Raw genomic sequence first — 17,236 nt, 5'->3', positions numbered from 1 at the left:
TTTATTTGATGAATTTTAATAACTATGCGATTTTATCGCATCAGTACTAATTGGGAATTCAAAGGTCGAACGACAATTTCTCGACTTCTCGGGTGTGGAGATGGCCGACGACAACGGCAAGACCACAGGTTATCTCAACAATTTTATGATTGGCCTCCGCAAGTCGTACACCAAGCCCTCGACGGGCATTGGCGAGGTGCAGGCCGCGAAGCAAGCCACGGGTAAGGTCTACAACCTCTCCGGACAGTGTGTGGGCGAAAGCCAGTCGGCCGCAAGCCTGCCCTATGGCATCTATGTCATTGATGGCCGCAAGGTTGTGAAGTAAGCTGATTGGATTATAGAGTATTCATTATTAAAGTAAGAGAAATATGAAGAAGTTGTTTACTGCAGCATTATTGAGTTTGGTGGCGGTCGCAGGTTTTGCGCAAGACTACGACGAGAACAAGCCCATGGCTTATTATCCTGCCCCCGATGGCGTGTTCTTCCTGGGTGTCGACATGAAGGGCGAACAGCCCGGGAGCGACATCGCCCTTGCTCCCGCAGGTGTGAACCTTACGTTCAAGGCCAAGCTTGAGGAGGATTTCTATGGCGATTACGCCTGGATGGCATCTGAGTATGGCGTGGACGAGCTCGATAATGAAAACCTGGTGATCATGCGGGGAGCTTCAGACGAGCTCGTTGAGGCGCCAACGCTTTACGTGGTCGACGGTCGTGGCTACAACACCTATGCGATGACGCGTGGTGGAATAGCCTTTGGCTATGGCTTCTTGGCAGACAGGACTGGCAATGAATATTATGCCGCCAACTACAATCAGGCAGAGCTCAACGGATTGTTCTTTGATAAGAAGGTCTTCCTCAACTGGGATGAGGCTACGGCTACGCTGAACGCCCACTTTGCCGAAGAGGGCTTGCGATACAAGGACGTGAAGGTTCGCGGATGGGCCGAGTATTTCAGCTATGCGAAGGATTACTTGCTCCGAGCCATCCATGCCGGAGTGGTGACCGACGGCAAGTTGGCCAAGGGCGACGTTGTTGCCAAGGTGTTTGCCTACGATGCCGACGGCAAGGTGGGCACAGAGCCTGTGGCTACCTTCGTGTCCGACTCGGTGAAGCTTCACGAGACCGGCCCCAATTTCTATGAGGTGAACCTTGTTGCCGACCAGCCGCTGCTGGTTAAGTCGCCCATCATGGTTGTGATAACCAATGCCGAGGGCTGCGAGAAGAAGTTTGGTCCCGAGGAGTTGCGCACACAGACCAACCATGTGGGCGAGAATGTAACCTCTTACCTTTGGGCCGATTATACGTTTGGCTCAACGCAGAACACAGGCAAGTATCTGCAATGGAGCAACGAGGCTTACGACTATGGCCGCACTTACTACCTCAAGCATTGGAACGTGAGCATCAAGCAAGACTACGACACGAGCACGGGCATCGACGACCTCACCATCGCCAAGCAGCCTACGGCATCGGCCAAGAAGGGCGTTTACAGCCTGACGGGTGTGAAGCTCAGCGACGGCAACGACCTCAGCAACCTTCCTAAGGGCATCTATGTGGTCGACGGCAAGAAGGTGATGAAGCGATAAGCGGGGTGTCTCGATATTTGGCAAATATGGGTAGGCTTCGGCCTGCCCTTTTTGTTGGCGTAGGGTTGGTGGTTGCGGTCGCCATGGGCTCTGTGGAGCGATAAGTACATAAAATATGTGAAATTGTGCGCAATATGTTTGACCGAACGAGAAAAAGATATATATTTGCAAGCAATAACACGCAGATAACCTTCAAAAACGAAAGAATATGAGAAAGTTTGCTACGAAATCGATCCTTGCCTTGGCCTTGTGCGGCTTGACCCTAAGCTCTTGCATCGGCTCTTTTGGCCTTACCAACAGCGTGCTTAACTGGAACAAGGGCTTGAGCAGCAGTAAGTTTATCAACGAGTTGGTGTTCATCGTGATCAGTCCGGCCTACGCCATTTGCAGCATGGCCGACCTGTTTGTGCTGAACGCCGTGGAGTTTTGGACAGGCGAGAAGCTGGTGGCCCATGTTGGCGAAACCAAGGAGGTGATGGGCCAAGACGGCAAGCTCTATGCCATTAAGACCCTGAAGAACGGTTACGAGATTACGGCTCCCGATGGCGAGGTGTCGTATCTTGTTTACAATAAGAAGCAGAAGAGTTGGAACTATCAGGACAAGGGCGCCCTGAAGGAGCTGTTCCGCTTCAATGAGGACGGCACCATTCAGGCCACGCTTCCCGATGGCCGCAAGATGAACGTTACGCCCGACCAGGCTGGCCTGACGCAGGTGCGCATGGCCGTGGGAGGCGGCGTTTACTACGCATCGCGATAACAGGTGGTGGCGTCGCACTACGCTTAGCGCATCATAACATCATAAAAGCGCCGGCAAGGATCCGTCCTCGTCGGCGCTTTTATGATCCCCAATCGGTCATTAGACCGAAATAGGAGAAATAGTAGGATGTTATGGTTTCTTTTCAACTCTTGTCAGCGTTTCTTTCGGCATCTTGCTTCCATTCGCGTTTCGACATAGCCCGCTATGCCTTCAACGCGACTGTCGCAACCTGCTTGAAACAAACACTACCAAGAATTGAAATCTAATGACGATTTGGGATGTTGGGGTTATGCGGGGGCGATGCTGTCCGCTCGCCTTAGCGCGTAGGCTCCCATGGGTCACGCTTGTTGCCGGCCGCTATGGGAGTGGTGGCGCTCATTTGCCGTAATCGTTGTAGAGCATGAGGAGGCATGCGGCGCTCCAGCTGAAATGGGAGGCTTGCATGGGCTTGCCCGTGTGGGTGTCGTAGTTCTCATAGATGGGTGCGCCCTCGGTGAGGCCCTCTATGTTGCGGAACACCTGGTCGGTATAGGCGTCGGCCTTCTTGCCCTCGCCATAGTTGCGGTAGCCCTTGATGCCATAGTAGGTCTGGTCGAGCCAGATGGGTCCGCGCCAATAGCCCTTCGGGTCATACTTTGGGTTGTCGGCCGCGATGGTGGGGAAGGGAATGTAGGTGGAGAACTTCTTCTTGTTGTCGAGCAGTTTGCGCGCCTTGGCAAACTGCTCCTTCGTGGCGATGTTGGCCCAGAACGGTATGTAGCCCTCACATCCCGCCTCGCGCACAAAGTCGCGTGTGGCGTTCATGCGGCGGTCGTAGAAGAACCCATCTTTCTTGTCGAAGAAATAGTCGGCCACCATGGAGCGATAGTCGGGCAAGAGGAACGGCTCGTCGAGCAAAGCGGCAAACTTCTTGAGCAGCGTGTATTCGAGCGACAGATAGGCGTTGAGGTCCACGCTCTCCTGGTCGGTGCTCCATGCGTCGGGTCCATTTTGCAGCATCTTCGTTCCGTCGAAGCGTATAGCGTTGTCCATGCCGCTCTCCCATGCGGCTGCCACCAGCGTACCGTCTACCGATCCAAACTCGCAGATGTGGTTTTTGTCGTGGTCGCGCTTGGCATACCACCACTTGTGGTATTTCAGCAACTTGGGGTACATCTCCCTCACAAAGGCCGTGTCGTGGGTGTGCTCGTAGATCTCGTTGACCGCCCACGCCGCCAATGGCGGCTTGCTGTCGCGCTCGTTGTTGGCCGATGCGTCGGGGTAGATGCAATCGATGATCATGCCGTCGGGCTGCTGATAGTCGAACATCACGCGTATGTTGTCCTTCGCCAGCTCGGGGTAGAACGAGGCCATGGCCGCCGAGAAACGCCAGCAGTCCCAAGCCCAGCACCCCACGAAATAGCTCACCGCATGGCTGGGCACGATGCCGTCGTGGAAGAGGGCTCCGCGCTTGGAGCGCCAGTTGGAGAGCAATGTGACGATCGACTTGGCCGCCACCCTATTGTACTGGGCCGGCATGTCGGGTCGGATCACCTTCCTCAGGTAGCCGTTCCACCGCGCCTCGTTGGCCTTGAGCGACGCCTCGGGGTTGGCCAGTAGGCTCGCCGTGTGGACCTGCTGCACCGACGCCTCCGTGTCTTGCGTCACGATGCTGATGGCGGCGGTGAGATGGGCCATGCCCTCAGGCACGGTGGCCACGTAGTTGTGGCCCGCCTTGGCCACCCTTACCGGCTCGGGGAACGTGAGCATCACGCGCTCGCCCCCGTGGCAAGCAATGAGCACCGTGCCATTCTCCACCGAAAGCTGCATCTTGCGGCTGACGCTGTCGGCCGCGAAAACGAGCTGTCGCTTGGAGGGATTGTCGATGGTGAGGAGCGCCGTGCGGGCGTCTACAAACTGCAGGCTCTCCTGGATGGTGGCGCCATCCCGTGTGAGCGCCATGCGCACCTCGCCCGGACAATAGCTCCGCTCCTGCATGGTGCCGCCTTGGAGCGCCACCAGCGAGCGGGCGTACCAATGGCGGTAGTAGATGCTGTAGGGGCCGCAGAAACCCGTGGTGGGCTGGGTTTGCTCCGGAAGGGTGAAGCCCATCCATGATCCCATGTCGGTGAAACATCCGTTGTGGCGGCGTGGCGCGCCCGGCGTAAGGTGGATGTTGATGATATCGTTGTACTCTTGGCGCGTGGTCTGCGCCATGCCATCGGTCGACAGCATGGCGAAACCCAGCGTGAGCAGCGCCATTTTCTTAAGGCTTACCATATCTTCTTCGTTTTTAGGATGAAAGAAAGTAGCATTTGCGACGGTTGCGTCCGCATCATTTTTTCATGATGGTGAAGCCGTAGCTCCACTCGTGCGGCGTGATGGTGTACTCAGGATGCACCATGGCTCCCCATGTGTTGTCGCCACCCACACCCATCTGCCTGTGGTCGATGTTGACCCACACCATGGGCTTCTTGTCGACACATCCGCCGTGGCGGTGCTCCTGCATCGACGGTGCGTAGAGCAGGTCGGCCTGCGGAAAGTTCCATGCGCTGACGCTCAACGGCTCGTCGCCCACCACCTTGATGCCCTTGTTGGCCTTCGAGGCGAGCGTGAACCAGCGCACGTCGCACTTGTTGGCCGTTTCCTGCGCCCTCACATAAGGATGGTATTGCTCCCACACGCTGGCCGAGTACTTGCCGATGAGGTAGCCGCTCTTGCGGTCGGCGTAGTTCTCCTGCGGTCCACGTCCCAACCATGTCATCTGGTCGTAGTCGGCTTTGAGAATCATGCGCATGCCGAGGCGAGGCATCTCGGGCAAAGCCTTGTTGCCCGGCGTGAAGTGCATGTCCACGTGGATGCGTCCGTCGGCCATGGCCTCATAGGTCACTTGCAGCTCCGACTGCTGCTCGGGCATGTCGAAGGTGGCCACTACGGTGGCCTTGTCCTTGTTGGAGGGCGTCAGGTCCTCTATGCCCTTCAGCACCATCTTGCTTGCCGCCTCACGCCATGTGCCGCAACGCACCTGTGTGCCGTTGGCCACATCGTTGTCGGTGATGCCACGCCAGAAGTTGGGTTGCAGTCCGGCGATGAGCATCTCCTGCCCATCATATTTGAGCGACGTCATCTCGCCCGTCTTCTTAGAGAAGGTCACGCTATAGTTGGCGTCCTGCCCATTGATGGCAATCTCGTCGGCTGTTTCGGCCTTTTGCAGTTGTCCGGGCACCGCCACATCGGCCTTGTCCACCTGCACGGGCAACAGCACCTGCTCGATGGCCACCTCGTGACCTGCCGGCACGGCCCCCGTGGCCTTCTTTGTTGAGGCGCGCAGGGTGAGGAAATACTCGTTGTGGGCCGTGGCGGGCAGCTGGCCCATGGGGATGACCATCTCGCCGCTCTGGTGAGGCTTGAGCGAGGGGAAATTCATATTGCCGCTGGCCACCGTTTCGCCATTGGTCTCCACAGCCCATGCAAGCTGGTAGTTGTCGAGCGTGGTGTAGTCGAACCGGTTGGTCACCTTGATGCGGTTGGCCGAGAAGGGCACCGGCTCGAAGGCGATGTTCTGATACACCTTCTTCACCTCCCAGATATGGGGATGGAGCGATCGGTCGGCCGCCACCAGGCCGTTGGCGCAGAAGTTGGAGTCGTTCACCACACCCACGAAGCCCATGTCGCCCCCGTAGGCCCAGAACCGATGGCCCTTGTCGTCGGTCTTGGCGAATGTTTGGTCCACCCAGTCCCAGATGAATCCACCCTGCAACTGGTCGTGCTTGTAGATAAGGTCCCAATAATCCTTGAGGTTGCCCTCGCTGTTGCCCATGGCGTGGGCATACTCGCAGAGGATGAGGGGGCGGGCGTCGCGCTGTGTGACGTGGCGTTGCAACGACCAGATGCGTGCGTACATCGGGCAATAGATGTCCGACTTGGCGTTGTAGCCACCTCCCTCATACTGCACGGGGCGTGTGGGGTCGATGGCCTTCGAGAGGTCGTAGAGCTTCTCGAAATTCTTGCCGTAGCCACTCTCGTTGCCCATCGACCAGATGATGACGGCCGTGTGGTTGCGGTCGCGCTTGATCATGCGGTACATGCGGTCGTGGAAGGCGGGATACCAGTCGTCGCGATCGGCAAGCTGCTTGTACTTGGTTTCTAAGATGCCATGACACTCAATGTTGGCCTCGCCCACCATGTAAAGGCCATACTTGTCGCAGAGCTGGTACCACTCGGAGTAGTTGGGGTAGTGGGAGGTGCGCACGGCGTTGATGTTGAATTGCTTCATCATCTTCACATCCTTCACCATCTCGTCGATGTTGAGCGTGCGTCCGTGGATGGCGTTGTGCTCCTGTCGGTTCACGCCCTTGATGGTGAGGGCCACGCCGTTCACCATGAGCAATCCGTTCTTCATCTCCACGGTGCGGAACCCGAAGGGCTGCGCCACGCTCTCCTGCACCCGTCCGTTCTTGTCGGTGGTGTTGATGACGAGCGTGTAGAGGTAGGGCTGCTCGGCGTTCCAGGGCTGCACCCCCTTGATCACATTGGCGAAATGGAGCAACGTGTCGGTGGCCGATGCGATGGCCTGGCTTTGGGCGTAGAGCGCCTTGCCTGCGGCCGTGAGCACCTTCACCTCCACCTTCTGTCCCTTTTGGGGCTGCATCATGCTCACGTCGAGCGTGAAGTTGCCGTCCTTATAATGGTTGATGAGCGCGTTGCCCAACACATAATCGTTCAGCCTGCTCTTCGGGCGTGCCTGGATGAACACGCTGCGCTCGATGCCGCTGTATTTCCAATAGTCTTGGTCCTCCAGGTAACTGCCGTCGCTGAATCGGAACACCTTCAGGGCCAAGCGGTTCTTGCCCTTCTTCAGATAGGGTGAGATGTTGAAATGGGCGGGCAGACGACTGTCCTCGCTATAGCCCACCCTCTTGCCGTTGATCCAGAGATAGAAGGCCGACTCCACGCCCTCGAAGTCCATGATGACGTCCATGCCCTTCCACTCCTCGGGCACGGTAAACTCATGCACATAATGGCCCACGGGATTGTAATCCTGTGGCACCAATGGCGGGTTGGCCTCGAAGGGATAGGTAACGTCGGTATAGATGGGCGCGTCGAACCCCTGCAGTTCCCAACTGCCCGGCACCTGTATGTTTTGCCATCCGCTCACATCGTAGGAGGTCTTGAAGAAATCGGTGAGGGCCAAGCCAGGGCTCTTCACCAGTTTGAATTTCCACACCCCGTTGAGCGACCGTCGGCGCTCCGTCTGGGGGTTCAGTTGGAAGCGCTGGGCGTCGTCCATGCGCAGTTGGGCCAAGGCGCCGCTCTCCGTGGTGAAGGGCAGGTAGTGGGCCGTCATGGGCATGCGGTTGATGTGGGTCACGGTGGCGTCTTGCCAGGGGTCGGAGGCCGGCGCCTGCTTACGGTCTTGGGCCGCCGTGGCCACCGCTGTGTGGGCGCAGCAGAGGCCGAGGCCCACGACGAATGAGCAGAGTAATTTTCTCATAGGTTATGATAGATGTTAGGTTTTTGTCGTTAGTAGTGGTTGGGAGTGGTTAGAGCGAGCAGAAGAACGTCACCAGGAAGGGCACCGAGAAATCGACGCAACATCCGTGGAAGATGGATACGATGATAAACTTCTCGCCCGAGGCGCGTGTGATGATGGGCAACGTGGTGTCCATGGTGGTGGCGCCTCCCACGCTGATGGGCGCCAGCTTGCCGAAATACTTGGCCAGCAGGGGAGCGCACAGCAGGGTTAGGATCTCGCGGCAGATATTGGCCAGCAGGGCGATGGTGCCCAGTTCGGCGCCACGATACTCGGTGATGAAGATGCTCGACAGCGAGTAGTAGCCGAAGCCAGAGCCGATGGCCAGGCAGTCGGTGAGCTGGCGATGGCCCAGCAGCACCGACACGGCGGCGCATCCCGCCAGGGTGCCCAGGATGGTCATTACGGGCAGCAGCATGAGGCGCGGGTTCACCTTCTTGAAGCTCTTGAGAATGGTGCTGTCGCAACCGATGCTGATGCCCACGCAGAACATGAGGCAGCAGAGGGCGTAATAGCTCACGTCGCTATCGAGGAACGATTGCGGAATGATGTGGTACAGACCCACGATGATGCCCAGTAAGAAGAATCCTACGATGATCAGGCTGCCTTTCATGCCTCGCCTCCTTCCTGGTGGTGGGCCTTGGCCTCCTTGGCGCTCACGTAGCGCCACAATGCCCAGGCGAAGAGCACACTGCCGGCGCACCCACCGATGGTGAGCGCTATGGCTTCGAGGCCCAGCGTTTGCAGGCCGTTGACGATACGCGGATTGCCGCCCACCTCAATGCCGAGGAGGAACAGCAGCACCCATATCAGGGCGGTGATGATGCGCCCGATGGCGCCCATCTTCTTATTGCGGAGCAGGTAACCGGTACCTATTCCGCAAATCATAATCATTACGATTGTAAGCATAGTCTATTTATAGTGTTCTTGTTGTGTGTTGGCAACTGTGGGTTAACTGATTGCTTTTCAAAGGGCTAATCTTTAGGCGACGCAAAGTTAGGCAATTCTTTGTAGCCAACCAAACTTTCGTACCTCCTTTTTCTATGTGCCCCCACCTATTATTACAGGGTGGCGGAGGGCGGCGGAGCTACGAGGCTCCTTGCCTGTGCTGTGGGGGTGCCGCTGGGCCTTGGCAGGGGCGTGGGCCATGCGGAGGGGGCAGGGTGGCGCAATGGGGCTGATGGACAACTGGCGGAAAGTCAGGAAGTGTTGGATATTTTGGTAAAAAAGTTGTGCGACGTTTTAACGCGAAATAGCGAGCGGAAACGTCGTTTTGATGCGATTTTACGCCCAAATCGGAGACACCGATTTGCCTTTAGGTATCTTTCGAGTTGCGAAACATGCCCAACCCTGCCTCGAAAGACCATCTATCGTGCCACGAAAGGTAAGGGATGGCATTGCGAAAAGGCATGTTCCGCAACGAGAAACGTGGAATTTGGAGTGTGGAATAGAGTGTTTGGAACACAACGTGTTGAATATCAGACCGTTGGATAAAATCGCCGAGAATGGCGTATTTCGGCCAAATGTTTCCATCGTGGAAAAGAAATGTGTAGTTTTATATGTAGATTGTTGCGATAATTGGGTGTCGCCCGCAACGGTCGTCCTCCCTCTAACCACCATCGTCGATGGCAGAATCCTTGCGGCTTTGGGCCGATGGTTGGATAAAAAGTGGTATCTTTGCAACGGCTTCCCGCTTTCTCCCTCGGCGACAAAACCGGGGAAAGGCGGGCGGCACCCATTCTAATCATAGAAAACAAGCATATCAAAACCATGGCAAATATCAAGATTTCCACTTCCTTGGGCGACATTACCGTTCGCCTTTACGACGACACACCCATTCACCGCGACAACTTCCTGAAGTTGGCTTCGGAGGGTTATTACAATGGCACCCTGTTCCATCGCGTCATTCGCGACTTCATGATTCAGGGCGGCGACCCCGACTCGAAGGGCGCGCCGGCAGGCAAGCAGCTCGGTGTGGGCGGTCCCGACTACACGTTGCAGGCCGAGATTAAGCCCCACCTCTTCCATAAGCGCGGCGCCCTGTGTGCGGCCCGACTGGGCGATGAGGTGAACCCCAACAGGGAGTCGAGCGGCAGACAGTTCTACATTGTGTGGGGAAGCGTTTACAAGCCTGCGCAGCTCAAGCAGATGGAGAAGCAGATGAAGCAGAACCAAGTGGCCGTGACGTTCAACGACCTCGTGAGCTACCACAAGGAAGAGATTATGAACATGCGTCGCAACCGCGACCGCGCCGGACTGCAGGCCATGCAGGAGCAATTGCTGAAGGAGGCCGAGGACATTTGCAAGGCCAATCCCGCCGGCTTCACCGAGGAGCAGGTCCAGGCCTACACCACCGTGGGCGGCACACCCCATCTCGACGGTCAGTACACCGCGTTTGGTGAGGTGACCGACGGGCTCGACGTGGTGGAGAAGATCCAGGGCGTGAAAACGCTGCGTGGCGACCGCCCGTGCGACGACGTGGAGGTCATCGCCATGACCGTGGAGGCGTAAGCATCCCTCTGTCGGTCGTTGGCCTAATACGCATCCGCATAAAAAACTTGTTGAAACCGTGGCTCATTGCCCCACCAATCCGTGGGAGGTGATGAACCACGCTTTTCGGTCAACGACGGTGCTCATAGTAGCCACCATTTCGGCCTTTCGCCCCCATGGCTTTCCCCATTCCCGTTGGTGACCGACGGCTCCGCCTATGGCAAGCCCTACAACGTAACAAGTGGGCCTGTCGCCCATCAACTACCGGGAGAAAGAAAAAGGTGGCGAACCGCATAATAATAACCTATCTGAGGTCGTTTAAACGATAGGCCCCTCCCTGTTGGATGCGCGCGAACGACCTAAGCGTTGGGGCCGAGTGGTCCGACGGTCGTGTGCAAAACGGCTCATCTGCGTGAATGAAGGGTGCAACGATCGCCCACGAAACACCCGATGGCAGGTCGTTCAACGGAGGGGAAGATTGTATAAGAAATTAGGAAAAAGCACATATTATGAAGTTGTATCCGTTATTGTTTCAGCCGAATCTCCATACCGTTGTATGGGGCGGCAATCGTCTTTGTCCATACAAGGGGCTACCCGCTTCAACCGAACCGATAGGCGAGAGTTGGGAGGTGAGCGCCGTGCCGTCGAGCAAGAGCATTGTGGCCAATGGCGAATGGGCGGGCCAAGACCTTGTGTCGGTTATCGCGCAAGCACCCGAGGACATCTTGGGAAAGTCGGTGTACGACAAGTATCATGAGCTCCCGTTGTTGGCTAAGTTCATCGATGCCAAGCGCGACCTGAGCATTCAGGTGCATCCCAACGACGAGATGGCTCGCCGGGTGCATGGCAAGATGGGCAAGAGCGAGATGTGGTATGTCATCGATGCCGAGCCGGGCAGTTACTTATATGCGGGCTTCAAGACGCAGATCACCAACTATGAGTTTAAGAAACGCATTGAGGATGGCACCATCACCGATGTGTTGGCGCGCCATGAGGTGAAGGCTGGCGATGTGTTTTACCTTCCGGCAGGCCGTGTTCACGCCATTTGTAGCGGCATTCTGCTGGCCGAGATCCAACAGTCGTCCGACCTCACTTACCGCATCTACGATTACAATCGCCCGGGTTTGGATGGCAAGCCGCGCCAGTTGCATGTCGACTTGGCTGCCGAGGCCGTCGATTACCATGTGGAGGCCGAGTATCAAACGGCCTATCAGAGTGAGGAGAATCGTGCCAACCCGGTGCTCGATACGCCTTATTTCAGCGTTCGTGTCAACGACATTGCGCAGCCGTTCCATCGCAACCTGCTCAAGTACGACAGCTTCATCATCACCATGAGCATCAAGGGCGACACTCGCATCCTTGTGCGATCCACCGGCGATGAGCTGTTGCTGAAGGAAGGAAACAGTTGCTTGATTCCTGCCGCCATTGCCGACTACGACCTCATTCCCTTGTCGTCGAAGAGTTTGGTGCTCGACGCTTTCATCGACAATAAGGATCGGAGCCTCGGCCATCGCATCACGCGCTTCCTGCACCTCACCAGCAAATAATCCCAAATCGATCATTAGACCAATCATCCTTCACCCACGTTCCACATTCAAAAACAATAGAAATGACTTCGTTTGAGAGCGACTATAACAACGGCATGCTGCCCGAAATATTGCAGCGCCTCATACAAACCAACGATGAGAAGGCCAGCGGTTACGGCTTCGACAAGCATTGCTTGAGCGCCAAGAAGCGCATTTGCGAGGCCATCGACATGCCCCACGCCGAGGTGTTCTTCCTCGTGGGTGGCACGCAAACCAACACCACGGTGATCGATTCGGTGCTCCAAGGGTGCGAGGGAGTTATCGCGGCGCAGAACGGCCACATCTTCGTGCATGAGTCGGGCGCCGTCGAGGCTTTCGGCCATAAGGTCATCACCCTGCCCGATACCAACGGAAAGCTAACCGCGGAGGCTATCGACCAATACATGACCACCTTCTTGGCCGACGAAACTTACCCGCACATGGTGCAGCCGGGCATGGTTTACATCACGTTGCCCACGGAGTTGGGGGCGCTCTATTCGCGCTCCGAACTGGAGGCGATCTATACGGTTTGTCGCCGCTTCTCACTGAAGCTCTACGTTGATGGGGCACGTTTGGGCTACGGACTGATGGCCGATGGCGCCGACATCGACCTGCCTTTCCTGGCCCGCCATTGCGATGTGTTCTATATTGGCGGCACCAAGGTGGGTGCCATGTTTGGCGAAGCTGTGGTGTTTACCAACATGAAGGCGCCCCGATACATGTTCACCATCATTAAGCGCCATGGCGCATTGTTGGCCAAGGGGCGCATGCTCGGCCTGCAGTTCGACACCTTGTTCACCGACAACCTGTATCTTCGGGTGGCTCGCCACGCCATCGAGAAGGCTTATGAGGTGCGCCAATGCTTCCTCAACCATGGCCTGAGCATGGGCGTCGACAGTCCGACCAACCAGCAATTCGTCATCCTCAGCGTTGCGCAGAAGGAACAACTCATGCAGCGCATCGCCTTCGAGGTGTGGTGTGCCCGTCCCGACGGCAACCTCTTGTGTCGCTTCGTAACCAGTTGGGCCACCACCGACGACGACATCCTGCAGCTCAACCAAGCCCTCACAGAGGTGGTGGGGTGAAGCCGCAAGGCTGAGAACGCATGGCGTGGACCATTCGTTGCGCCCTCCTTTAGGGTGCTCGTCTAAGACCAGCCGAGTGCTTTCCTAAGCTCATTAGCGTGCTCGTCTAAGACCAGCCGAGTGCTTTCCTAAGCTCTTCAGGGTGCTCGTCTAAGGCCGGAGAGGCCCGTATCTAAAACCAACGGTCCGCTTGGATGAGGCGTTGGTCAACCGATCGCAGCGTGGCGGGACGGTTAATATGCGTTAAAATAATGGCTGGGGTCTTCCCTTTATGGGGCGAAAGCAGTATCTTTGATAAAACGAAATACAAGAAGATGAATGTTCTAACCCGATGGGTCCTGATAGTTGCCACCTGGATATGCGCCACAAGCGCCATGGCACAAGCCGATACGCTACAACGGCGCACCATGGCTTATGCCAACTTCCGCCCCGCCTTGGTGACGCTCACCAGTGGTAAGGTGGTCAAGGCGGCGCAGGCCAACGTGCTGCTCAAGGGCAGTGTGCTGGTCTATCGCAACCCGCAAGGCCGCATTATGGAGGCCAACCGGGCTACGGTGAAGAGCGTCGACTTCGACGATCGCCACTATGAGCGCATCGACACCCTGCTCTTCTGGCGCGTCGACACGGTGGGCGACAACGCCCTTTACAAAGCCACTTACATCGACATGGTGTCGCTTAGGCAGCAGATTCTGAACAGTAGGAACATGACCGACATGCAGGTCAATTCGCTGATGCTTAGTTCTACGGCCCTCATGGCCAACGAGGAAGACCTCGAGTTGCCCTACACCGACGTGTATTACTTCCGTTACCGAGGCAAATGGGTGAAGGTTCACGAGCGTTACATCGACCATGCCTTGCCACGCAACAAGCGCCAAGCCTACAAGGTGGCGGTCGCCATGCCCGGCTTCTCGTGGTCCAATCCGCGGTCGCTCATCAGCTTGCTCAGGGCCATCAGCGACTAACGCTTGCGCCCTGCGGCACCTTCCGTTCCACAACGAGCCATCGTTAAACCTTCCGTAAGCCACACCCCATCCCTTGATAAACCATCCCAAACAACACATAGCGATATGCAAAACGTAACCGAATACCGCAACTTAGTATTGAAAGCCTTGCTCAGCGCGGTCGACGACGATGGTCGCCGGCGCATCAGCGACGAGGAGGCTGCCGTGCTCGCCCAAGAGTTTACCGACGAAGAGTTGGCCTTCGGCATGGACTACAACACCCCCGAGGAGGTGGCCGACATGCTGCTCGACGCAGGAATATAATAGCCTTTCATCCCCTTAAACGACTGCATCACCATGAATGAAAAGAAATCGATAGACGCCTATCTCAACGAGATCAAGCAAGAGCGACTCCTCACCGACGCCGAGGAGCGACAGTTGGCTGAACGTATCCAGCAAGGCGACCAGCAGGCATTGGCCGACCTCACCACCGCCAACCTCACTTACGTGGTGTCGTTGGCCCACCAATACGCAGGGAGTGGCCTTCCCGTGGAGGACCTTATCAGCGAGGGAAACATTGGCATGATGCGCGCCGCCGCAAGGTTCGACGGCAGTCGCGGCAAGCGTTTCGTTACTTTCGCGGCGCCCTACATCCGCGATGCCATGCAACAAGCCATCGAGCAGCAGACCGGTCTTTACCGCGTGCCCCGCGAGGGCGACGTGAAGGCGGAGAAGCGCCGCAGCCATCCGCTGTCGATCGACGCTCCCGTGGGCGGCACCCAGGACCTGAGCTTAGGCCGCGTGGTGGCCAATCCGCACGCCATCGACCCCAGTAGGCAGATGGAGGAGCAAGCCATCATCGAGGAGTTGGCGCACCTTGTGACCCGCCTCGATGAGCGCGAGCGTCAGGTGGCCGCCTGCCTTTATGGCATCGACACGCCCCAGCTCAACATGGCAGAGACCGGTGAGAAGATGGGGCTCAAGCGAGAGCGGGTGCGCCAGATACGCGACAAGGCGTTGCGTCGCCTGCGCCGCATGACCAGCAACAAGGACCTGCTTAATTATTTGGCACGATGAGATACATGCTTCTTTCCGATATCCACGGCTCGCTGCCCTGCCTGCGCCGTGCCTTGGAGTTCTACAAAGCCCAGCGTTGCGACATGTTGCTGCTCATGGGCGACATCCTCAATTATGGCCCGCGCAACGGAGTGCCCGAGGGTCTCGACGCACCCGGCATAGCCAATCTGCTCAACGCCATGGCCGACGACATCGTGGCCGTTCGCGGCAACTGCGATTCGGAGGTCGACCAGATGCTGCTCCATTTCCCCATCCTTGGCACTTACACGGTGCTTGTGGATGAGGGGCGCCGCATATTGCTCACCCATGGCCACGTATATAATAAGGAGAACCTGCCGCCCGGACGCTTCGACGCCGTGGTTTACGGTCACACCCACCTCTGGGAGTTGACCGAGAACGACGCCCATTGCCTCGTTTGCAACACGGGTTCCATCACCTTCCCCAAGGGCGGCAACCCACCCACGCTGGGCATCATGGCCGATGGCGCCATCACCCTCTACAACTTCGATACGCTGCAACCCGTGGCCACACACGCGTTGCCCAAGCGATAGAGACCCGCAAAACGATCCTACGACGCGCGCTCCAACACGTTGCCGCGCCACCATCGCATATCGTTCCGCCCTACGAAAGGCGCATCCTCATGGTTCATGTCATGTAGATGCGCCCTTCGTCTTTTTGTGGGGTGATGGCGTGTTGCGATTGAAGGAAAATTTGTAACTTTGCACCCGCTTTTAGGATAGCGGTGGGGCAGGTAGCCGCCACCTTCGTAACACACACATAACAACACTACTTAAATGCTGGTAAAAGGATTGGGCAGCCTGTTGGTGCTTGCCGTAGGAACATTCTTGCTGGGTATGGCCGAATTTGTTATTGAGGGAATCTTGCCCGATTTGGCCCGCGACCTGAACATCTCCATTCCCATGGCGGGACACGCCATCTCCATCTACGCCCTGGGCGTTTGCGTAGGAGCCACGTTTCTCATAGTCCTTCATAAGTTGCGCCCCAAACACATCCTCCTGGGCTTGGTGTCGCTTGTCTTCATAGGCGCGCTGCTCTCGGTCACGGCGCAGAGCTATGTGTGGCTGTTGGCGGCCCGCTTCATCAGCGGCTTGCCCCATGGCGCCTATTATGGCGTGGGAACCATTGTGGCGTATCGGTTGGCCGATGAGAGCCACAAGACGCGTGCCGTGGCTATCATGTGCGCCGGAATGACGTTTGCCAACCTTTTGGGAAATCCCGTGGCCACGCTGCTCTCGGGTGCCCTCTCGTGGCGACTGGCCTTCGCGGTGATCGCGGTGGGCAGTTTGGTTGATTTGTTGCTGGTGGCCCGATTCGTGCCCAACCTCGACCCCCTTCCCGGCTCGGGCTACAAGGGACAGTTCCGCTTTCTGCGCCATCTCGACCCGTGGCTCATTATCCTTGCCACGATGTTTGGCAACGGAGGCATCCTGGCTTGGTACAGTTACATATCGCCGGCGCTGGTCGACGAGGGCGGATTGTCGGCCTCGCTGCTGCCGCTCTACATGGCCGTGGCCGGCTTGGGCATGGTCATAGGCAACCTCTTGAGCGGTTGGATGTCGGATAAGTACAAGGCCGGCCTCACGGCCATGGTGCTCCAGGGCGTGGCCGGACTGGCCCTGTTGGCCGTGTTCTTCACGGTGGAGTGGGGCCTGGTGCATCTGGCCCTGATGTTTGTGTGCTGCGGATGCCTCTTCGGCATGGGCACACCCGAGCAGTTGCTCATCATCGAACACTCGAAAGGCGGCGAGATGCTTGGCGGTTGCTGTATCCAAATAGCCTTTAATTTCGGAAATGCGGCGGGCGCGTTCCTTGGCGGACTGCCCATCAGCTGGGGCATGGGCTACGCCTGGCCCGCCATGGTGGGCATGCCCTTCGTGGCCATTGGCTTCCTGCTGCTCCTCGCGTTCCATCGTCGCTACGAGTAGGCAGACGCCCATTCCGCCCGTAACCATCCGTCTGTTCCAAGCTTTGCCCTGACACATGACGGATGCCCCGTAAACGTGTCACATTTTGATAATTGTTACACGAAATGGGCGATTTTGCGAAAATGTTACATCGAATGTTACAACAAAACGGCCAAAATGTAAGATTTTGGCCGTTTTTTGTAAGAAATATCCTGTTTGTTTTGTTGTTTTTGTTATATATTTGCAACTACTAGTGATGCGATATTAATCGCTTAACTATAGTTATATATTTGATATTTAA

The 17,236-nt window shown here is 57.0% G+C and carries 15 protein-coding genes; 11 read left to right on the top strand and 4 right to left on the bottom strand.

Features of this window, described 5'->3' with window-relative positions; translation table 11 throughout:
* Positions 1–100: 100 nt before the first annotated feature.
* The 3 genes from WKK33_RS03775 (at position 101) to WKK33_RS03765 (ending at position 2,340) form a co-directional block, all read left to right on the top strand.
* Positions 101–325, top strand: a complete 225-nt coding sequence (locus tag WKK33_RS03775; RefSeq protein WP_337932550.1) for a hypothetical protein — start codon at positions 101–103, stop codon at positions 323–325.
* Between the two features lie 43 nt (positions 326–368).
* A complete protein-coding gene (locus WKK33_RS03770) occupies positions 369–1,583 on the top strand; it encodes a hypothetical protein (protein WP_337932549.1) in 1,215 nt (404 codons plus the stop codon).
* 208 nt (positions 1,584–1,791) lie between these two features.
* Positions 1,792–2,340, top strand: a complete 549-nt coding sequence (locus tag WKK33_RS03765; protein WP_215758845.1) for a DUF3332 domain-containing protein — start codon at positions 1,792–1,794, stop codon at positions 2,338–2,340.
* Between the two features lie 375 nt (positions 2,341–2,715).
* Here the strand turns inward: WKK33_RS03765 and WKK33_RS03760 are convergent, their stop codons facing one another.
* From WKK33_RS03760 to WKK33_RS03745, 4 genes are all read right to left on the bottom strand, one after another.
* Positions 2,716–4,599 carry a glycoside hydrolase gene (locus WKK33_RS03760; RefSeq protein ID WP_337932548.1) on the bottom strand — a complete coding sequence of 628 codons (1,884 nt, stop codon included), beginning with the start codon at positions 4,597–4,599 and terminating at the stop codon, positions 2,716–2,718.
* Positions 4,600–4,654: 55 nt separating this feature from the next.
* Complete coding sequence (locus WKK33_RS03755; protein ID WP_337932552.1) at positions 4,655–7,672, bottom strand: glycoside hydrolase family 2 TIM barrel-domain containing protein; 3,018 nt, start codon at positions 7,670–7,672, stop codon at positions 4,655–4,657.
* 190 nt (positions 7,673–7,862) lie between these two features.
* Positions 7,863–8,465 (bottom strand): lysine exporter LysO family protein, encoded by a 603-nt coding sequence (locus WKK33_RS03750; RefSeq protein ID WP_337932547.1) that lies wholly within the window; start codon positions 8,463–8,465, stop codon positions 7,863–7,865.
* Positions 8,462–8,761 (bottom strand): LysO family transporter, encoded by a 300-nt coding sequence (locus WKK33_RS03745; RefSeq protein ID WP_287768080.1) that lies wholly within the window; start codon positions 8,759–8,761, stop codon positions 8,462–8,464. The genes WKK33_RS03750 and WKK33_RS03745 overlap by 4 nt, the downstream gene beginning before the upstream one ends.
* Before the next feature lie 861 nt (positions 8,762–9,622).
* On the opposite strand from WKK33_RS03745, the gene WKK33_RS03740 reads away from it, so the two are divergent.
* From WKK33_RS03740 to WKK33_RS03705, 8 genes are all read left to right on the top strand, one after another.
* A complete protein-coding gene (locus tag WKK33_RS03740) occupies positions 9,623–10,363 on the top strand; it encodes a peptidylprolyl isomerase (protein WP_337932546.1) in 741 nt (246 codons plus the stop codon).
* A gap of 485 nt (positions 10,364–10,848) precedes the next feature.
* A complete protein-coding gene (locus WKK33_RS03735) occupies positions 10,849–11,889 on the top strand; it encodes a type I phosphomannose isomerase catalytic subunit (protein WP_337932551.1) in 1,041 nt (346 codons plus the stop codon).
* A 62-nt stretch (positions 11,890–11,951) separates the two neighbouring features.
* Positions 11,952–12,992, top strand: a complete 1,041-nt coding sequence (locus WKK33_RS03730; RefSeq protein WP_337932545.1) for a beta-eliminating lyase-related protein — start codon at positions 11,952–11,954, stop codon at positions 12,990–12,992.
* A gap of 374 nt (positions 12,993–13,366) precedes the next feature.
* Positions 13,367–13,954 carry a hypothetical protein gene (locus WKK33_RS03725; protein ID WP_337932544.1) on the top strand — a complete coding sequence of 196 codons (588 nt, stop codon included), beginning with the start codon at positions 13,367–13,369 and terminating at the stop codon, positions 13,952–13,954.
* 105 nt (positions 13,955–14,059) lie between these two features.
* Entirely contained in the window at positions 14,060–14,257 is a 198-nt protein-coding gene (locus tag WKK33_RS03720; protein WP_337468307.1) for a hypothetical protein, read from the top strand.
* Positions 14,258–14,290: 33 nt separating this feature from the next.
* Positions 14,291–15,010, top strand: a complete 720-nt coding sequence (locus tag WKK33_RS03715; RefSeq protein WP_337569795.1) for a sigma-70 family RNA polymerase sigma factor — start codon at positions 14,291–14,293, stop codon at positions 15,008–15,010.
* Positions 15,007–15,561 (top strand): phosphodiesterase, encoded by a 555-nt coding sequence (gene yfcE / locus WKK33_RS03710; protein ID WP_337932543.1) that lies wholly within the window; start codon positions 15,007–15,009, stop codon positions 15,559–15,561. The genes WKK33_RS03715 and yfcE overlap by 4 nt, the downstream gene beginning before the upstream one ends.
* A 243-nt stretch (positions 15,562–15,804) precedes the next feature.
* A complete protein-coding gene (locus tag WKK33_RS03705; RefSeq protein ID WP_337932542.1) occupies positions 15,805–16,956 on the top strand; it encodes an MFS transporter in 1,152 nt (383 codons plus the stop codon).
* Positions 16,957–17,236 lie beyond the last annotated feature (280 nt).

Origin of the sequence: Hallella sp. (assembly GCF_037460745.1) — a bacterium.
Lineage (GTDB): Bacteria > Bacteroidota > Bacteroidia > Bacteroidales > Bacteroidaceae > Prevotella > Prevotella faecis.
This window is presented reverse-complemented; position numbering and strand designations above follow the sequence as displayed.